At 45.0% G+C, this 17,460-nt stretch carries 13 protein-coding genes; 9 read left to right on the plus strand and 4 right to left on the minus strand.

Going from position 1 to position 17,460, the window contains the following annotated elements; genetic code table 11:
* Entirely contained in the window at positions 1-1,929 is a 1,929-nt protein-coding gene (gene thrS, locus L3V27_RS10245; RefSeq protein ID WP_237311791.1) for a threonine--tRNA ligase, read from the minus strand.
* A 423-nt stretch (positions 1,930-2,352) separates the two neighbouring features.
* On the opposite strand from thrS, the gene L3V27_RS10250 reads away from it, so the two are divergent.
* Entirely contained in the window at positions 2,353-3,330 is a 978-nt protein-coding gene (locus L3V27_RS10250; protein WP_237311792.1) for a DUF3187 family protein, read from the plus strand.
* Between the two features lie 6 nt (positions 3,331-3,336).
* Here the strand turns inward: L3V27_RS10250 and L3V27_RS10255 are convergent, their stop codons facing one another.
* Positions 3,337-4,080 carry a sporulation protein gene (locus L3V27_RS10255; protein WP_237311793.1) on the minus strand — a complete coding sequence of 248 codons (744 nt, stop codon included), beginning with the start codon at positions 4,078-4,080 and terminating at the stop codon, positions 3,337-3,339.
* A gap of 247 nt (positions 4,081-4,327) precedes the next feature.
* Here L3V27_RS10255 and hutC point away from each other — a divergent pair, with 247 nt between their 5' ends.
* The 6 genes from hutC to L3V27_RS10285 all read left to right on the plus strand — a co-directional run bounded on the left by hutC (position 4,328) and on the right by L3V27_RS10285 (position 11,808).
* Complete coding sequence (hutC, locus tag L3V27_RS10260; RefSeq protein WP_006743323.1) at positions 4,328-5,035, plus strand: histidine utilization repressor; 708 nt, start codon at positions 4,328-4,330, stop codon at positions 5,033-5,035.
* Between the two features lie 129 nt (positions 5,036-5,164).
* Positions 5,165-6,415, plus strand: a complete 1,251-nt coding sequence (gene hutI, locus L3V27_RS10265; RefSeq protein WP_237311794.1) for an imidazolonepropionase — start codon at positions 5,165-5,167, stop codon at positions 6,413-6,415.
* A gap of 1 nt (position 6,416) precedes the next feature.
* A complete protein-coding gene (hutG, locus tag L3V27_RS10270) occupies positions 6,417-7,427 on the plus strand; it encodes a formimidoylglutamase (RefSeq protein ID WP_237311795.1) in 1,011 nt (336 codons plus the stop codon).
* Between the two features lie 73 nt (positions 7,428-7,500).
* A complete protein-coding gene (gene hutU / locus L3V27_RS10275) occupies positions 7,501-9,198 on the plus strand; it encodes a urocanate hydratase (protein WP_104971554.1) in 1,698 nt (565 codons plus the stop codon).
* A gap of 11 nt (positions 9,199-9,209) precedes the next feature.
* Entirely contained in the window at positions 9,210-10,745 is a 1,536-nt protein-coding gene (gene hutH / locus L3V27_RS10280) for a histidine ammonia-lyase (RefSeq protein WP_012841910.1), read from the plus strand.
* Positions 10,746-11,082: 337 nt separating this feature from the next.
* Entirely contained in the window at positions 11,083-11,808 is a 726-nt protein-coding gene (locus L3V27_RS10285; protein WP_005395883.1) for a DUF3581 domain-containing protein, read from the plus strand.
* Between the two features lie 110 nt (positions 11,809-11,918).
* Here L3V27_RS10285 and L3V27_RS10290 read toward each other — a convergent pair whose 3' ends face one another.
* Together L3V27_RS10290 and L3V27_RS10295 are read right to left on the minus strand one after the other, a co-directional pair.
* Positions 11,919-12,380, minus strand: coding sequence for an isoprenylcysteine carboxylmethyltransferase family protein (locus tag L3V27_RS10290; protein ID WP_053807257.1), 462 nt, complete (start codon positions 12,378-12,380; stop codon positions 11,919-11,921).
* Positions 12,381-12,453: 73 nt separating this feature from the next.
* Complete coding sequence (locus L3V27_RS10295; protein WP_237311797.1) at positions 12,454-15,489, minus strand: FAD-binding and (Fe-S)-binding domain-containing protein; 3,036 nt, start codon at positions 15,487-15,489, stop codon at positions 12,454-12,456.
* Between the two features lie 264 nt (positions 15,490-15,753).
* On the opposite strand from L3V27_RS10295, the gene L3V27_RS10300 reads away from it, so the two are divergent.
* Together L3V27_RS10300 and L3V27_RS10305 are read left to right on the plus strand one after the other, a co-directional pair.
* Positions 15,754-16,434: a DUF3334 family protein gene (locus tag L3V27_RS10300; RefSeq protein ID WP_006742601.1), complete on the plus strand. Its 681-nt coding sequence runs from the start codon at positions 15,754-15,756 to the stop codon at positions 16,432-16,434.
* Between the two features lie 209 nt (positions 16,435-16,643).
* Positions 16,644-17,339, plus strand: a complete 696-nt coding sequence (locus L3V27_RS10305) for a DUF2786 domain-containing protein (RefSeq protein WP_005395879.1) — start codon at positions 16,644-16,646, stop codon at positions 17,337-17,339.
* Positions 17,340-17,460: the final 121 nt, after the last annotated feature.

Consider the following 17,460-nt stretch of genomic DNA (forward strand, 5'->3'; position numbering starts at 1 on the left):
TTATTCCTCCAGATTGAGCTTACGGCTAGAGATCTCGTCTTGGATGTATGCAATAAAATCATCCACTTTAAATTTACCAAGATCTTTACCTTTACGAGTACGTACTGCAATTTCGCCAGCTTCCATTTCTTGGTCACCAACAACAAGCATATACGGTACACGCTTCAAAGTATGTTCGCGGATTTTAAAGCCAATCTTCTCATTTCTCAAGTCCGCTTTAGCTCTAATTCCACTTTTTTGTAGTTTTTGTACTATTTCTTGAACATAACCTGACTGTTTATCAGTAATGTTCATAAGAACTGCTTGTTCTGGCGCCAACCAAGTTGGGAAGAAACCAGCATATTCTTCGATAAGGATACCAATGAAGCGCTCTAGTGAACCTAGAATCGCACGGTGAATCATTACCGGTACAAGACGTTCGTTATTTTCACCTACATAAGTAGCGCCTAGGCGACCTGGTAGGTTGAAGTCTAGCTGGACAGTACCACACTGCCAAGCGCGGTCTAGACAATCGTATAGTGTGAATTCAATCTTAGGACCGTAGAACGCACCCTCACCTTCTTGAATTTCGTATGGGATATCCATCGATTCAAGAGACTGCTTCAATGCTTCTTCAGATTGATCCCAGATTTCATCTGAACCTACACGTTTCTCTGGACGAGTAGACAGTTTCACTACGATGTTGTCGAAACCAAACGTTTGGTACGTATCGTACACCATCTTGATGCAGTTTGTTACTTCTTCTTGGATTTGGCTCTCAGTACAGAAAATGTGAGCATCATCCTGAGTAAAGCCACGTACACGCATAATGCCGTGTAGTGCACCAGATGGTTCGTTACGGTGACATGAGCCGAACTCTGCCATACGTAATGGTAGATCACGGTACGATTTTAGACCTTGGTTGAAGATCTGTACGTGACCTGGACAGTTCATTGGCTTAATCGCGTATTCACGGTTCTCAGAAGAAGTTGTGAACATTGCATCAGCGTATTTATCCCAGTGGCCAGAGCGTTCCCAAAGAACACGGTCCATCATTAGCGGACCTTTTACTTCTTGGTAACCGTACTCATCTAGCTTAGCGCGGATAAATACTTCTAGATCACGGAAGATAGACCAACCATTGTGATGCCAGAACACCATACCCGGTGCTTCTTGCTGCATGTGGAATAGGTCTAGTTGCTTACCAATCTTACGGTGGTCACGCTTCGCTGCTTCTTCTAGGCGAGTTAGATGTGCTTTCAGTGCTTTCTTGTCGTGGAAAGCCGTACCGTAGATACGTTGAAGCATTTTGTTGTCGCTGTTACCACGCCAGTAAGCACCTGCCACATTCAATAGAGTGAAGTGTTGACAGAAGCTCATGTTAGGAACGTGAGGACCACGACACATGTCGATGTATTCTTCATGGTGGTAAAGACCTGGACGATCATCACGAGATACGTTTTCGTCTAGGATTTCCACTTTGTATGGTTCGCCACGTGATTCAAACGTATCACGCGCTTCCTGCCAGCTTACTTTTTTCTTAACAACTTCGTACTTGGTTTTCGCTAGCTCTTTCATACGCTTTTCAATCATTTCAAGATCTTCTTGCGTTAGAGACTCATCTAGGTCGATATCGTAGTAGAAGCCGTTGTCGATGGTTGGACCAATCGCCATTTTAGCTTGTGGGTAAAGCTGCTTAAGAGCGTGACCAAGAAGGTGAGCACAAGAGTGACGAACGATTTCTAAACCGTCTACTTCATCTTTTACTGTGATGATTTCAAGGCTTGCGTCTTCTTCAATTAGGTCACACGCATCAACGCGGTTACCGTTTACACGACCAGCGATCGTTGCTTTTGCAAGACCAGGACCGATCGATTGCGCAACTTCCATAGTAGAAACTGGGTTGTCAAATTGACGCTGACTGCCGTCAGGAAGAGTAATAATAGGCATGCTATGTCCTTTACAGTGGTGTTGCACACCAAGCAACACATGTTATTCAAATTAGAAGCTATTTGTTGAAAATAGTTGAGAGTCAATAAAGGCCTCTCGGTAACACGAATACCGGACCGTTATCGAAAGTGGGATTGTACCTAGCTCACATTTAGATTGCAAAGCGCGATTTTGTTTTATCATAAGAACTTAACCTCAACCCTCGTGGCAACAACTCGTGGCAACAATCTGATGATTCTTCTTAAGGGCTCACATCATTTGTAAACGGAGTTATCCCCTCCCAATAGAACTTGAATACACAACTGGTATAATAGTTCCTAATACATATTAACCAACACAGGACCCAGCACACCTAGTTCCACCTCAAAGTGCAATTTAGGTATATAGTTGTTTTATTGAGTAGTTTGCATGTAGGTGTTCATCATGATCTATTTCAAATCGCGCTTTATGGAGCTTCTAAGCACTTCGATATGCTGTGTACCAGCCATGGCATCAAATGACCTATATGGGCCGCTACGTTCTTACGCACAATCTCCGATGCAAGTGGTTAGCCATACCAATATACTGCGCTCAGGGCATAGCCTTCCCTCTGATTTTGTCGAAATCTATGGCTCAGGAACCGTGGCCAGTGTTTGGGCTCATACTGATGAATACGCACTGGATTATTACCACAACCAAATCGAAATTGGCAGCAAGTGGCAAATCAATAGCAGTTGGCAATGGGAACTCAATTATCGGTGGGTTTTTGCCGCTGATAACCATTTAGATGGACTGACGAAAAGCTTCCATAACCTTTTCGGTATCGGACAGAATGGCCGAGACAAAGTAGACAGAGATCGTTTTCACATTTCAATGCCGCAATATGATGTGCTAGAAGACGACTTCGAAGGACAAACGCTTGCCAACAACTTATCTACTTATTTGCAATATCAAGTGTTTCAGAATGAACATCACGGCCTATCTATTGGTGGCAGCTTATATTTTAATGATGTTGCTCACGGGACTTTTCAAGGCAGTAATTTCGAGCAAGGCTTCCAAATAAATTACAGTTATTTGAGTGACGCCCATGCATTTTACTCGATGGTTGGCATGACTTTTCGCTCAGATGATCGCGCCTTGCTGGATCTACCCTATCGGCATAATACGATTGCCGTTGCAGCTGGGTACCGTTATGCATTGGAAGATCACCACCACCTGATGTTTGAATACCATTGGTATCAAGGCTCAACAGAAGGACCCGCAGAGTTTGCTGATGCCTCTAATGAACTGGTATTAGGCTATCGATATCTAATGGAAAACTCCGCGCTTGAGTTTTTAGCCGTAGAGAACGCACGAAACATGGATAACAGTACCGATATCGCTTTCACAATAGGATATCGGTACATATTCTCATCAAGTTGATGAGAACTATAGATTTAGCGTTGGTGCAACCGCGGCAGCGACTTGAGCATCAGTTGCATTGATCGGCAACGTAAACGAGCGATATTGGTCCCCAGCCAAGCTGAGCGAACGGTCAACCTCCGCCAAACAATGCATGACCTGCCCTTCCAGAATAAAAGAAAGCTCAATTTCTTTTGATGAGATAAAGCCGTTATTTCGGAACTCTAGCTCTTGATAAATTCCAGAGCGAGAAGCAAACGAGCCACCGCGCAAAAAGCCTTTTTCAACATCGGCTTTAACCATAGTGAAGCCAGCTTGCTCGATCGCTTGAATAACTCGAGATGCTACTGGTAGTGGTTTCACTTCAATATAGTCACGGTCACGCGGGTCAATCGCAAAATCAATATCTAACGTCGTTTCAACCCAAACATGGCATTGATTCTTAAGTGCGCTAACCGCAGTAATTGGCGTTTCATCATGCAGTTTTAGCTCAAACGGAATCTGCTTCTCTTCATTAGGTTGAATCACAAAGGGGTCTACCGCCTTCAGCTGATCAATAGTGAACGTTTGGTAACTTACGCTATCATCCACTTCGACTTTCATCTCTGTGTTCAATTTAATAGTAATAACATCAATTTGTTGTTCAACGTCTCCGCCTTTGATATGAACATGCCCTTTCAGCGTCGCTCCTTGAAACACGCTCATTTCGTCTAAAATCGTATCTACTTTTGCAGAACCGATCCCCAGTGATGCTTTCAATTTTTTAAACATGTTTTTCCTTTTTAGCGACTTTTCTTCTCATAATCGTTTGTTTACACAATTGTTTTATACTCTGCAAGCAATAGACCACAAGAAAATGTTCGAATTCCATCATCAATCCAAATAATGCTCAACAGCAAGAATCATTCAGCCCCACAATAGGATTGTTCTGTCACTAAGTGGTGCATTCGTCGAGAAATGTTTGCAATTTGTACCTAAATTAAGCAGTATTTGTATAGTCAAATAAAAGGGAATCATTATGTCTGCACCACTCTACATTCAAATCAAACAATTTATCCTCGATAAAATTGATGCTGGAGAGTGGATAGTTGGTCATCGTATCGCCACAGAGATTGAGCTTACCGAGCAATTTGGTGTCAGTAGAATGACAGTGAACAAAGCAATTCGGGACTTAGTTAATGAGGGCCGATTACAACGTCGCCCACGCTTAGGTACGTTTGTGTGTGATCCTGGTGAAAAGTCAGAATCTCCTCTGTTAGACATTCGAAACATTGCCGAAGAAGTCAGCGACCGAGGGCGACAATATAGCAGTAAAGTGCTCAAACAAGTTGCCATAAAAGCAGATGACAGCATTGCGACAAAACTCGGCGTCATGCTTGGCACAACGGTGTTTTACAGTGAAATCATTCACTATGAAGACCAAACGCCTATTCAATTGGAACTCCGCTGGGTTAACAGCCAATATGCCCCGAGTTATTTAAATCAAGACTTCACACAAATCACTCCGAATCAATACCTGTCAGATAATTGCCCACTCAGCGCTATTGAACATACCGTAGAGGCAATTGTGCCTGACGGCCGTATTAAGCAAGACTTAAAAATGCAAGCCAATGAGCCTTGCCTTCTCTTGAATCGCAGAACGTGGAGCCAAGATAAGTTAGTCAGTACCGCCCTACTTTATCACCCTGGTAACAAATATAAGCTGAGCTCAAAAGTGCTCATTTAATGACAAGATTGGTCCTATAGATCTACGTTTTGATCACATTTTAGCAACATCAATCTTGTCAGTGTTCTTATTTTGCTCTATTTATTTGTATATACATTTAATGATACAAATAAACACAGGGACACAAACATGGATTTGCTGATTGAAAATGCACGTCTGGTCACCATGCAACCGGGAGAGCGCGGTTATCTGCCAACGTCTCCTGCTCGTATTGGCATTCAATCTGGAAAAATCGTTGCGATCAGCACCTGTGCAATTGGTGAAGACGAACCGCAAACTGAGTCTCTGCTGTCTGCCCAACATTACGCTCAGAGTATCGACCTTCAAGGCAAGTTAGTTCTGCCAGGTTTGATCGACTGCCACACTCATCTTATTTACGCGGGCAATCGTGCCAACGAATTTGAAATGCGCTTAAACGGCGTGCCATATCAAGAAATTTCCAAACAAGGCGGTGGGATACTTTCAACGGTGCATGCGACGCGTTCAGCAACCGAAGCGCAATTAGTTGAGTTAGCGTTGCCACGTTTAGACGGGCTACTCGCGAGCGGCGTCACTTCTGTCGAAGTGAAATCAGGCTACGGATTGACACTGAATGATGAAGTAAAAATGCTCCGTGCAGCCAAAATGCTTGAACAAGAGCGTAAAGTTAAAATCACCACTACACTTCTCGCCGCTCACGCCATTCCGCCAGAGTTCCAAGGCCGTGCAGATGATTATATTGAGCACATTTGTCAGGACATAATCCCTGTCGTCGCAAAGGAAGAGTTAGCCACGAGTGTCGATGTTTTTTGTGAATCGATTGGCTTCAATCTTGAACAAACAGAAAAAGTGTTTATAGCTGCAAAACGCCACGGCTTAAAGGTTAAAGGGCATACAGAGCAACTTTCGAATCTCGGTGGTACAGCCCTCACTGCTCAATACAACGGTTTGTCAGCGGATCACATCGAGTTTTTAGATGAGCAAGGTGTTAAAGCACTTGCTCGCTCAAACACTGTCGCCACTCTACTGCCTGGCGCTTTTTATTTTCTAAGAGAAACTCAGTTACCACCGATTGAGTTGTTGAGAGAGCATAACGTGCCGATGGCAATTGCTACGGACGTCAACCCAGGTACATCACCGTTTTCTGATCTCACACTCATGCTGAATATGGCGTGCACACTATTTCGCCTTACGCCGCAAGAAGCACTGCGTGGTGTAACGCAACATGCAGCCAAAGCTCTGGGTTATCAAAACTCACGTGGCACCATCAAAGTAGGGTTTGATGCGGACTTCTCTATCTGGGATATCGAAAGTCCTGCAGATTTAAGCTATCAAGTCGGAGCAAAACGTCTAGTAGGTCGTATAGTAAATGGTGAATACATTTCACACGGAGGCCAATAATATGTCTCAATTCGACCTACATTCTCCCCTATTTCATTGGCAAGGCCGTCATGATGCCGAGGACGGCAAACTTGGTCAGCGAATTCATCACGTGGTTCAACGCCAGAAAGCAGATGAGTTGGGGGCCGTTGCAAGTGGCGTCTCATTACTGGGTTTTGCTACGGATGCTGGCGTAGCGAGAAACAAAGGACGCATTGGCGCGAAAAAAGCGCCAGACTTAATCCGACGAGCGCTCGCTAATTTAGCATGGCACCAAGACGTCCCACTATATGACTTAGGTACCGTGGTATGCGAAGACGACTTACTGGAAGAGAGTCAATCTCTATGTGCGGCAACCATTTCAAGCGCACTACCTCATACGCCAGTCATCGTGTTAGGTGGTGGGCATGAGATTGCGTGGGCCTCGTTTTCCGGCTTAGCGGAGTATTTTAAAGCGCACCATCCAGAAAAGAAGCCTAAAATCGGTATTATCAATTTCGATGCGCATTTCGATTTACGCGCATTCGAGAGCAGCATCGCCGACATCAAACCAAGCTCTGGCACCCCCTTCAACCAAATTCATCATTTTTGCCAACGTAACGATTGGGACTTTCATTACGCTTGCATTGGCGTAAGCCGCAGCAGCAACACTAAAGCGCTGTTTGAAAAAGCAGATGCGTTAAATGTTTGGTATGTAGAAGACAATCAGCTTTGCTACCTAAACCACAGTTATCACTTAACCCAGCTTCAACACTTTATTGACGACTGTGACTACCTCTATTTGACCATTGATCTGGATGTATTTCCTGCGGCAACCGCACCTGGGGTCAGCGCCCCTGCGGCTCGAGGAGTAAGTTACGACACAATTGCACCATTTTTAGATCGAATTCTTCATTACAAAAATAAGCTCATGCTGGCTGATATCGCCGAATACAACCCTAATTATGACGTCGATAGTCAAACTGCACGCTTAGCTGCCCGTTTGTGTTGGGATATCGCCAACGCGATGGCGGAAAAGCAACACAAACCATAACGCATCCTAGATGCCACTTATTATTACGACCAAGCAAGTACTTGGTCATCACGAGAAACTAAAGGAGTCTGAAATGACACAGCGCCAGGGACAAGATCCACGACTTGATACAAGCAGAACAATTCGTGCACCTCACGGAGATAAACTGCGCGCAAAATCTTGGCTAACCGAAGCCCCTCTTCGTATGCTGATGAACAACCTCGATCCTGATGTTGCAGAACATCCACATTCGCTGGTTGTATATGGCGGCATTGGCCGTGCGGCACGAAACTGGGAATGTTACGACAAGATTGTTGAAGTACTTGAAAGACTCGAAGATGACCAAACGCTTTTAGTTCAATCAGGCAAGCCTGTTGGTGTTTTCCCTACCCATAAAAACGCCCCACGCGTGCTTATCGCAAACTCAAACCTCGTTCCTCATTGGGCAAACTGGGAACACTTCAACGAGCTCGATAAACAAGGCTTGATGATGTACGGCCAAATGACCGCTGGCAGCTGGATATACATTGGCTCACAAGGCATCGTCCAAGGCACATACGAAACATTCGTATCTGTTGCGAAAAAGCATTTTGACGGCGAAGCAAAAGGCCGATGGATTCTGACGGGCGGTCTTGGTGGTATGGGTGGTGCTCAACCTCTCGCTGGTACGATGGCAGGCTTCTCCATGATTGCGGTAGAGTGTGATGAATCGCGTATCGATTACCGCTTACGTACAGGCTATGTCGATAAGAAAGCGACATCTTTGGATGAAGCGCTTGCTATCATCAAAGAATCGGACACACCAGTATCGGTTGGTCTACTGGGTAATGCAGCAGACGTTTTCTCTGAGTTGGTAGAACGTAATATCACGCCTGATGTAGTAACAGACCAAACATCTGCACACGACCCGCTCAATGGCTACTTACCACAAGGCTGGAGCATGTCTCACGCTGCAGAAATGCGTTTGCAAGATGAAGCAATGGTTGTTAAAGCAGCGAAAAAATCCATGGCAGTGCAAGTTCAAGCCATGTTAGAACTGCAAAATCGCGGCGCCGCAACACTCGACTACGGTAACAACATCCGCCAAATGGCTCTGGAAGAAGGCGTAGAAAACGCATTTGATTTCCCTGGCTTTGTTCCAGCCTACATTCGCCCTCTATTCTGCGAAGGTATCGGTCCTTTCCGTTGGGCTGCTCTCTCTGGCGATCCTGAGGACATCTATAAAACCGACCAAAAAGTAAAAGAGCTAATTCCAGATAATCCGCACTTACATAACTGGCTAGATATGGCGCGCGAGCGCATTCAGTTCCAAGGTTTACCTGCACGTATTTGCTGGGTTGGTCTTAAAGATCGTGAGCGTCTTGGTCAAGCATTCAATGAAATGGTGAAAAATGGCGAACTTAAGGCGCCCGTTGTCATTGGTCGTGACCACTTAGACTCTGGCTCCGTAGCAAGCCCGAACCGAGAAACAGAAGGCATGATGGACGGTTCTGACGCCGTATCAGACTGGCCACTATTAAACGCGCTACTCAACACGGCGGGCGGTGCAACTTGGGTTTCACTGCACCACGGTGGCGGCGTAGGTATGGGCTTCTCGCAACACTCAGGTATGGTTATCTGCTGTGACGGCAGTGAAGATGCCTCAAAACGTATTGCCCGCGTGCTGCATAACGACCCAGCAACAGGCGTGATGCGTCATGCTGATGCGGGATACGATATTGCTAAACAATGTGCAGCAGATCAAGGGCTAGATTTGCCAATGCTCAACGAAGAACTGAAGAAGCTCAAGTAAGGATGAAAGAGATGTTAAATTTAACGCTAAAGCCAGGTCATATTAGCTTAAACGAACTACGCCAAGTGAGCCGTTCACCAGTCAACCTTACTTTGGATCCTGAAGCCATTCCGGCCATTGAAGAAAGCACGCAAGTCGTGGATCGTGTCATCGCGGAAGATCGAACGGTTTACGGAATTAACACTGGTTTTGGTCTATTGGCAAACACACGAATAGCACCAGAAGATTTAGAAACACTGCAACGCAGTATCGTTCTTTCTCATGCGGCAGGTATCGGTGAGTTTATGTCAGACGAAACGGTTCGTCTGATGATGGTATTGAAAATCAATAGTCTGTCTCGTGGTTTTTCTGGTATTCGCCTAAAAGTCATTAATATGCTGACCGATCTAGTTAACGCACAAGTTTACCCTTGCGTTCCTAAAAAGGGCTCTGTTGGCGCATCAGGTGACTTAGCTCCTCTGGCCCATATGAGCACAGTATTACTAGGTGAAGGACAAGCTCGTCACAACGGTAACATCATTTCTGGGCAAGAAGCGTTAAAAATCGCAGGTCTAGAACCCATTACTCTGGCGCCGAAAGAAGGTTTAGCGCTGCTAAATGGTACCCAGGCATCAACAGCGTTCGCATTAGAAGGTCTGTTTATCGCGGAAGATCTTTTCGCTTCGGCTACAGTATGTGGCGCAATGTCTGTAGAAGCCGCTCTCGGCAGCCGACGTCCATTCGATCCGCGCATTCATCGTGTACGTGGTCATCGCAGCCAAATGGACGCAGCACTGGCCTACCGTCATCTATTGGATACATCAAGTGACATTGGTGATTCGCATACTAACTGTGAAAAAGTGCAAGACCCGTATTCGTTGCGCTGTCAGCCTCAAGTAATGGGGGCGTGTTTGCAGCAAATCCGCAACGCTGCAGAAGTATTGCAAGTAGAAGCAAACTCCGTATCAGATAACCCGTTGGTGTTTGCTGAAGATGACGACATCATCTCTGGCGGCAACTTCCACGCTGAGCCTGTTGCAATGGCAGCTGACAACCTAGCACTGGCGATTGCTGAGATCGGCAGCCTGTCTGAACGTCGTATGGCATTGCTTATCGATAGCGCATTATCAAAATTACCACCGTTCTTAGTCGATAATGGTGGTGTGAACTCTGGTTTCATGATTGCCCAAGTCACCTCTGCTGCGCTAGCAAGCGAAAACAAAACGCTCGCTCACCCAGCGTCAGTAGACAGCTTGCCAACATCAGCAAACCAAGAAGATCACGTTTCAATGGCAACCTTCGCGGCTCGCAGATTGAAAGAAATGGGAGAAAACACTCGCGGTATTCTAGCGGTCGAATACCTATCAGCAGCACAAGGCCTAGACTTTAGAGCACCAAACAAGTCCTCTGAGCGTATCGAGATTGCCAAACAAATGTTGCGTGAAAAAGTATCGTTCTACGATAAAGATCGCTACTTTGCGCCGGACATTGAACAGGCCAATACTCTGCTTAAGCTGGCTATTCACAACACGCTCATGCCAGAGAGTCTGTTACCAAGTGTTCAGTAATCCAGCATTACCAGCACTTAATCTAAAAACCGGATGATAATTTGAAGGCTCCACGTTTCGCGTGGAGCTTTTTTATCTCCTCATTAAACGTATTCCCAGCGATCTTTATGAACACTTGCATATTGTTATTGCTATACTTTTAAAAATAGCCGACGTAATAAAGTCGCTGTTTATTGCTTTCACAAATAAAAGCGTTGCTAAAGTATGCGTTTTTAACGATTTATCCGCCGAAATAGTGTCTTATTGTTAGGATACGGTGAAGTTTTCACTGGATGGACCATTGCTACGCAGATATTCGCATATAATCCCACACAGTTTTGGTTACTACGTAAAAATTATGTTTCTAACACCTTATTTTTCAAACACTAATCACCAGTTTCAGTTCACTCGCGAACAAGCAAGCCACTTTGCAAAACGTGTCGCAGGTGACTACAACCCAATCCACGATGAAGACAACAAACGCTTTTGTGTCCCTGGGGACTTACTTTTCGCTGTGCTTCTTAGTAAAGAAGGCGTCAGCCAAAAGATGCGTTTTAACTTCTCTGGCATGGTAAACGATGGTGTAGCACTTCATATTGAAAATAAGTGTGAAAAAGAAAGCGCCGTTGTTGACGAGGCAGGTAAAGAATACTTACACATGTCCCGTGAAGGTGAGACTAATCACGATCCCGCATTTATTGAGCATGTCGTAACAAATTACGTGCAATTCTCTGGCATGAACTTCCCTCACATCATGGTTCCTCTTATGGAAGAGAAGCAAATGATGATCAACTGCCAACGTCCATTAGTTATTTATGAAAGCATGGAAGTTGAATTTTCACGCTTAGACCTTACACATCCAGAAGTGGATTTCACTGGCGCAACATTCGACGTGGAAGGTAAACGTGGGGTAGTCACCTTAAACTTTGCGTTCAAAGAAGACGGTGAAGTCGTTGGCAAAGGCATCAAGCGCATGGTTGCAAGCGGCTTGAAGCCATATGACCAAGAAGCGGTTGACGATCTTGTACGCCGTTTCAATGAACGTAAGGATGCATTCCTAGCAAAGTTCGTTAAGGCAGCCTAATCGACTGCCCTATCAGACGCGCTCAAAAAACGTGTTTACTAAAAGAAAGCCCAACGTCGATCGTTGGGCTTTCTTTTTATGTCTCATCCAAATAAAACTAAACGCAATGCTTAGATCCAGCGGCGGACGTGGTTTTTATAATCCACATACTCTTCACCAAACAATCGCTCTAGAACACGTTCCTCTGGCTTGATTTGAAATCGATTCATATAACTGACAAATACAACGCTACAAAGCACCACACTCAAGTGCTGCCACCACAAACCAATTGCAATGATTAGAAGCAGTAGCGCCATATACATCGGATTGCGCGAAAAAGAAAATACGCCAGTTCTCACCACGGAAGAGGCCGTGTCAGGCTTTACAGGGTTAACCGTCGTTTTTACTTTATGGAATTCATACACACCAGCAATGCCCATATAACCAGAGAGCAAAGTTAACCCGCCAACCACAACCTCGACAAAGGGCACGCTAATATTCAGGCTCGGCACCAGAACTGTCAGTCCATACATGAGTAGTATGACCAACAAAAACACCGCAACAGGTGGGACTTTGAGTTCAAGTTTTCTCAAGATTCATATCCTTTGAAATTGTTGTATGTGACTTCTAAAAAAGCCCAGTAAAACTGGGCTTAATTTGATGTGATTATATCAAAGTTAACAGCGCCTGAACGGGATGTTTGGGCTTTGTTCCTTCAAAGCGTTTCACTTGGCTGCGGCAAGAGTAGCCAGTAATCAAACATCTCTCGTTATCTAACTTATCTAAGCTTGGCTTCCAGCTTAAATTGTAAATGTCTTTCGACATCGACAACTTATCGACCTCGTGACCAAACGTACCCGCCATACCACAACAACCAACCGGTACCGAATTTAAAACCGCACCAAAGTGAGCAAAAATAGCGCCCCACTCTTTTTCCGCATTCGGCATTTTGGTTTTTTCAGTACAGTGCGCAAACAGATACCAAGGTTCCTGCGCCTTATGCTCTCCGCTTTCAAACGCTTCTAGTCTTGGGTAAAGCCATTCGTGGGCCGTTAGTACATCGAAATCACCTCGCTTACTGCCAAGTACTTCAGCGTATTCATCTCGATAACACAGCACCAATGCAGGGTCGACACCAACTAATGGAATATCCAAATCCGCTACCATCGCCAAGAACTTCGCGGTATCAGCTGCTGTATCCTTAAACTGACGTAGAAAGCCTTTAATGTGTTGTGCTTTACCATTCGGCTTAAATGGCAGAAGCACCGGATGCATACCCAGCTTTTTCAATAATTTAACGAAGTCTTCTACAACATCGGCGTCGTAGTAGCTAGTGAATGGGTCTTGAACAATTAAAACATGCTTGCTCTTTTCAGACGAAGACAAACCGCTGAGCGCTTGCAGATCATAAGGCGTTGTCAGCGACTCTACTCGCTGTTTCAATGTAGGTACTGATAACAACGGCGCATCGACATACCCAACTGTTGAAGCCGTTAAGCTCTTGACCCACGACTGCTTCAAAACACCGTTTACGACACCTGGCGCTTTCGCCATCATCGGCAGCATAGTCTCTATGTTCGCAACCAGATAATCTTTTGCTGGACGTTGGTAACGAGAGTGATAAATGTTTAAAAACCGTGAGCGGAAGCTCGGAACATCGACTTTAATCGGACACTGGCTCGCACACGCTTTACACGCTAAACAACCATTCATCGCTTCATACACTTCGTGGGAGAAGTCATACTCGTGACGACGATTGATAGAATGACGTACGCGGTCAATCATGGTTTTGATTGATGTTTTGTTTTCTAGTGTTTGCTTTTCTAAGTCAAGAATATCAATGCCTTGCTCAGTAAGCTGACGCAACCACTCGCGAACCAAGCCAGCACGCCCTTTTGGCGAGTGACGACGATCGGCCGTCACTTTCATCGATGGACACATCGGTGAGCTGGTATCGTAGTTAAAACACAAACCGTTACCGTTACATTCCATCGCTTGCTTAAAGCTGTCACGCACTTGTACGTCAATTTGGCGGTCATAGTAACCACGTTTGGTGTCGGTTACTTTTACCAACTCTGCATCGCTATCAAGCGGCGTACAGATTTTGCCCGGGTTCATTTTGTTGTGTGGATCGAATGCCGCTTTCACACGTCTCAGCTCAGTAAACAACTCGTCGCCGAAAAACTCAGGGCCATATTCTGAGCGGAAACCTTTGCCATGCTCACCCCACATCAAACCGCCGTATTTCGCCACCAGCTTAACCACTTCATCAGAAACTTCGTGCATCAATGCTTCTTGGTGCGGGTCACACAAATCCAACGCAGGACGTACGTGAAGCACCCCGGCATCGACGTGGCCAAACATGCCGTAATTCAGAGACTTGCTGTCTAACAGCTCTCGAAACTCTACAATGAAGTCTGCCAGGTTTTCTGGTGGCACACAGGTATCCTCAGCGAATGCGACCGGTTTAGCACGACCTTTTGCTGCGCCTAACAAACCCACCGCTTTTTTACGCATGTTGTAAATACGCCCAATGCTCGCTACATCGTTACAAACCTGGTAGCCGATGATGCCCGCTTCTTCTGTTTCCAACATGGTATCGAGCTTGGCGGTCAACGCTGTAACCTGCGCAGCAACCTCTTCTTCGTCCTGACCTGCGTATTCCACCATATTGATGCCAAGCATCTCTTTATTTGGAACATCGGTAAGCAAATCACTCACGGTGTGCCAGACGATATCTTGCTTCGCGAGATTAAGCACTTTCGAGTCAACGGTTTCTACAGATAGCGCTTTCGCTTCGACCATAAACGGTGCATTACGCAGCGCAGAGTCAAAACTGTTGTATTTAACGTTAACCAAAGTACGTGCTTTCGGAATTGGCGTCAGGTTTAGCTTCGCTTCGGTAATAAATGCCAATGAACCTTCCGCGCCACACAGTACTCGTGTGATATCGAAACGATCATCGTCTTCATCTAGCGCGTTCTTTAAGTCATAGCCCGTTAGGAAGCGGTTGAGAGGAGGAAATTTATCCACGATCTGCTGGCGTTTTTCACGACATACGGATTCCGTAACTCGTAGCGCCTTGGCAGCAAACTCGCCTTCTTTTGGGTAGCCTTTGGACAGATCTGATTCTAAAACTGAGCCATCAGCAAACACCGCTTGTAGCGACAAAACATGATCGGATGTTTTTCCGTATTTCAGAGAGCCTTGACCAGAAGCATCAGTGTTGACCATACCGCCAATCGTGGCACGGTTACTGGTTGATAAATCCGGAGAGAAGAAGTAACCGTAAGGGCGAACCGCATCATTTAACTGATCTTTCACTACCCCGGTTTGTACACGAACCCAGCCTTCTTTCTCATTAACCTCAAGTACTTTGTTCATGTGGCGAGACATATCCACCACAATACCTTTGGTTAGCGACTGACCATTGGTCCCTGTGCCGCCACCACGAGGTGAAAAGGTAATTCGTTCGTACTTTTCTTTATTGCTCAGTTTCCCGAGGAGAGAAACATCTTCTGTCGTTTTGGGATGAACGACAGACTGAGGAAGTTGCTGGTAAACACTGTTGTCAGTGGCAACCGCTAGTCGGCTTGAATATTGGCTTTCGATATCACCAGTGAATCCGGCGTGCTCAAGCTCTTTCAGAAAACTAAGAACAAGAGGATCGACATCAGTTTGCGAGTGTAATCTTGGTAACATTTGCTTCCTGCCCCTACGACGCTGAATCCGATCAGCTGCGGGTTATGTAATTATTTGCTCACTTCTCATACAAGTTGGCGTTCAACGAAACAAAACACCACAAAAGAGTAAGTGAAGTAATATTCTTTGAATTTCGTCACTTTACAACATTTAAAAAGACGAGCAAATCAGAATCTCGATACAATAATTAAACTTATGCTTTATTTTTTCACGCTTGATGCCTTACATTGGGGAACGAATCGCGTTTCTAGATGAGTTTTCAGAATGAAAAAAAATAAAATTGTGACCACTGAAGATATCCTTCTCAAACTTTGCCAGTCTGTTTCTGGCGTCCTAACTTCGGCGACATCTTCTCAAGTAAATTACTCTGCAATGGTGCAAAAAATCCACAAGACTAGCCTCAAGCCAGATTTTGGCTGTTTTGTTCTGTTTGATGGCGGGTTTACCGGGCTGGTCGTAATTAATTTTACGGCAAAAGCCGCATTAGAGATCTACACCAACTACATGCGTAATATGGGTATGCCAGAAGAAGAACTGGCAATATCTCATACTTCTGACGAGGTGGGAGATGTTCTGGGTGAGCTAATGAACCAACTGGTTGGAGATTTCACCAATAAAATTCGTAAAGAGCTGCAAACGAACATCACACAAAACCAGCCAAAAATGATGGCGCTGAATAAGCAAGTCATCTTACAAGTTGACACCAACCTTGACCGCCCTCAAGCTCGCCGAGTGACGTTCTCCACCGAAAATAACAACATTTTCTACCTAGAGTTGGCAATGGACAAAACTGAGTTCATCCAACTAGAAGAGTTTGAAATCGCAGAAGACGAAAATCCAGACGATATTTTAGAAGCAACACGTAAAAATATGGCTGAGAAAGAATCTAAATCGTCGAGTTCGAACGATGACGCCGATGATTTACTCAACCAGCTCGGGTTGTAATTCCAACTAATCTTAATGAAGAATGGCTTCTTAGACACAAGTACGACTTCATACTGATTATGACGAACTAAAACGCCTAGCCTCGCCTTCCGCGGGGCTTCTTTTTATGTCCATAAACCACCTTCACTCCCACCTTGTATTTCGTTTTTATGTCAAAAAAGGTAATATGTCTGACTTCATAAATTTTCTGCTTTCGTTACTGGTTGTCGATGGATAAACAAAAAGCTCTGAAAAAAATCGCCAAGTGCTTAGAACTGGGCAATTCCGCTAATGTTAATGAGGCTGCCAATGCTATCAAAATGGCACATCGCCTCATGCTCAAATATGGTCTGGATAAAGACGATATTGAGTTTATCAGAATGGGGAAAACACAATCTTCCCACCTACTACCAGCGAATATCAGTTCTACCATATTGCGAGTGATTCGCGGCATTAACACTAAATTCGGTGTTGAAGCGGTGTTGTTGAATCACAAAGGGCTCAAACGTGTCGAGTTTATCGGTGAAGCAGATCGCGCGATTTTTGCTGCATTTGCTTTCGATATTATTTATCGCGAGATGAACGAAAGTACCGGACAATTCCGAAACAGCTTCGCAGGTACGGGCACCTCTTCTCAAGAGGTGACTCGCCGCGTGAACTCATTTGTATCTGGTTGGGTAGAGGGCGCGATAGAGAAACTTCCAGTCATTTCCCCAGACGAAGAGTCGGCCAACAAAATCAATGATTATATTGATAAAGAATTCCAAAACATTGACCGCGAAACCTTCAAGAAGCAACTGAAAGAAGCGATGAAAAACCTAACCGAAGACTACGAAGTGGGCTTAAAGAAAGGTAGAAGAGTCTCCGTTAACCGTGGTGTTGGCGGCGAGCAAGCGCGTAAAATGTTGGGCAATCCATCGAAATAACCAGAACAGCAATTGATTAACGTAGGTCCCAATATTCCAATGTGATTGGGACCTACTTTTTAAAGTTGTGATAGTAACGATAAGAATTTTCTTACAGAAACTCTTATCAATCTTACTTTCT

This window comes from Vibrio sp. J2-3(2022) (genome assembly GCF_021725735.1).
GTDB classification, from domain to species: domain Bacteria; phylum Pseudomonadota; class Gammaproteobacteria; order Enterobacterales; family Vibrionaceae; genus Vibrio; species Vibrio diabolicus.

Excerpts from the sequence above, each read along its gene's own strand:
- thrS (WP_237311791.1), bottom strand. The coding sequence starts at position 1,929 with ATGCCTATTATTACTCTTCCTGACGGCAGTCAGCGTCAATTTGACAAC.
- L3V27_RS10250 (WP_237311792.1), top strand. The coding sequence starts at position 2,353 with ATGATCTATTTCAAATCGCGCTTTATGGAGCTTCTAAGCACTTCGATA.
- L3V27_RS10255 (WP_237311793.1), bottom strand. The coding sequence starts at position 4,080 with ATGTTTAAAAAATTGAAAGCATCACTGGGGATCGGTTCTGCAAAAGTA.
- hutC (WP_006743323.1), top strand. The coding sequence starts at position 4,328 with ATGTCTGCACCACTCTACATTCAAATCAAACAATTTATCCTCGATAAA.
- hutI (WP_237311794.1), top strand. The coding sequence starts at position 5,165 with ATGGATTTGCTGATTGAAAATGCACGTCTGGTCACCATGCAACCGGGA.
- hutG (WP_237311795.1), top strand. The coding sequence starts at position 6,417 with ATGTCTCAATTCGACCTACATTCTCCCCTATTTCATTGGCAAGGCCGT.
- hutU (WP_104971554.1), top strand. The coding sequence starts at position 7,501 with ATGACACAGCGCCAGGGACAAGATCCACGACTTGATACAAGCAGAACA.
- hutH (WP_012841910.1), top strand. The coding sequence starts at position 9,210 with ATGTTAAATTTAACGCTAAAGCCAGGTCATATTAGCTTAAACGAACTA.
- L3V27_RS10285 (WP_005395883.1), top strand. The coding sequence starts at position 11,083 with ATGTTTCTAACACCTTATTTTTCAAACACTAATCACCAGTTTCAGTTC.
- L3V27_RS10295 (WP_237311797.1), bottom strand. The coding sequence starts at position 15,489 with ATGTTACCAAGATTACACTCGCAAACTGATGTCGATCCTCTTGTTCTT.
- L3V27_RS10300 (WP_006742601.1), top strand. The coding sequence starts at position 15,754 with ATGAAAAAAAATAAAATTGTGACCACTGAAGATATCCTTCTCAAACTT.
- L3V27_RS10305 (WP_005395879.1), top strand. The coding sequence starts at position 16,644 with ATGGATAAACAAAAAGCTCTGAAAAAAATCGCCAAGTGCTTAGAACTG.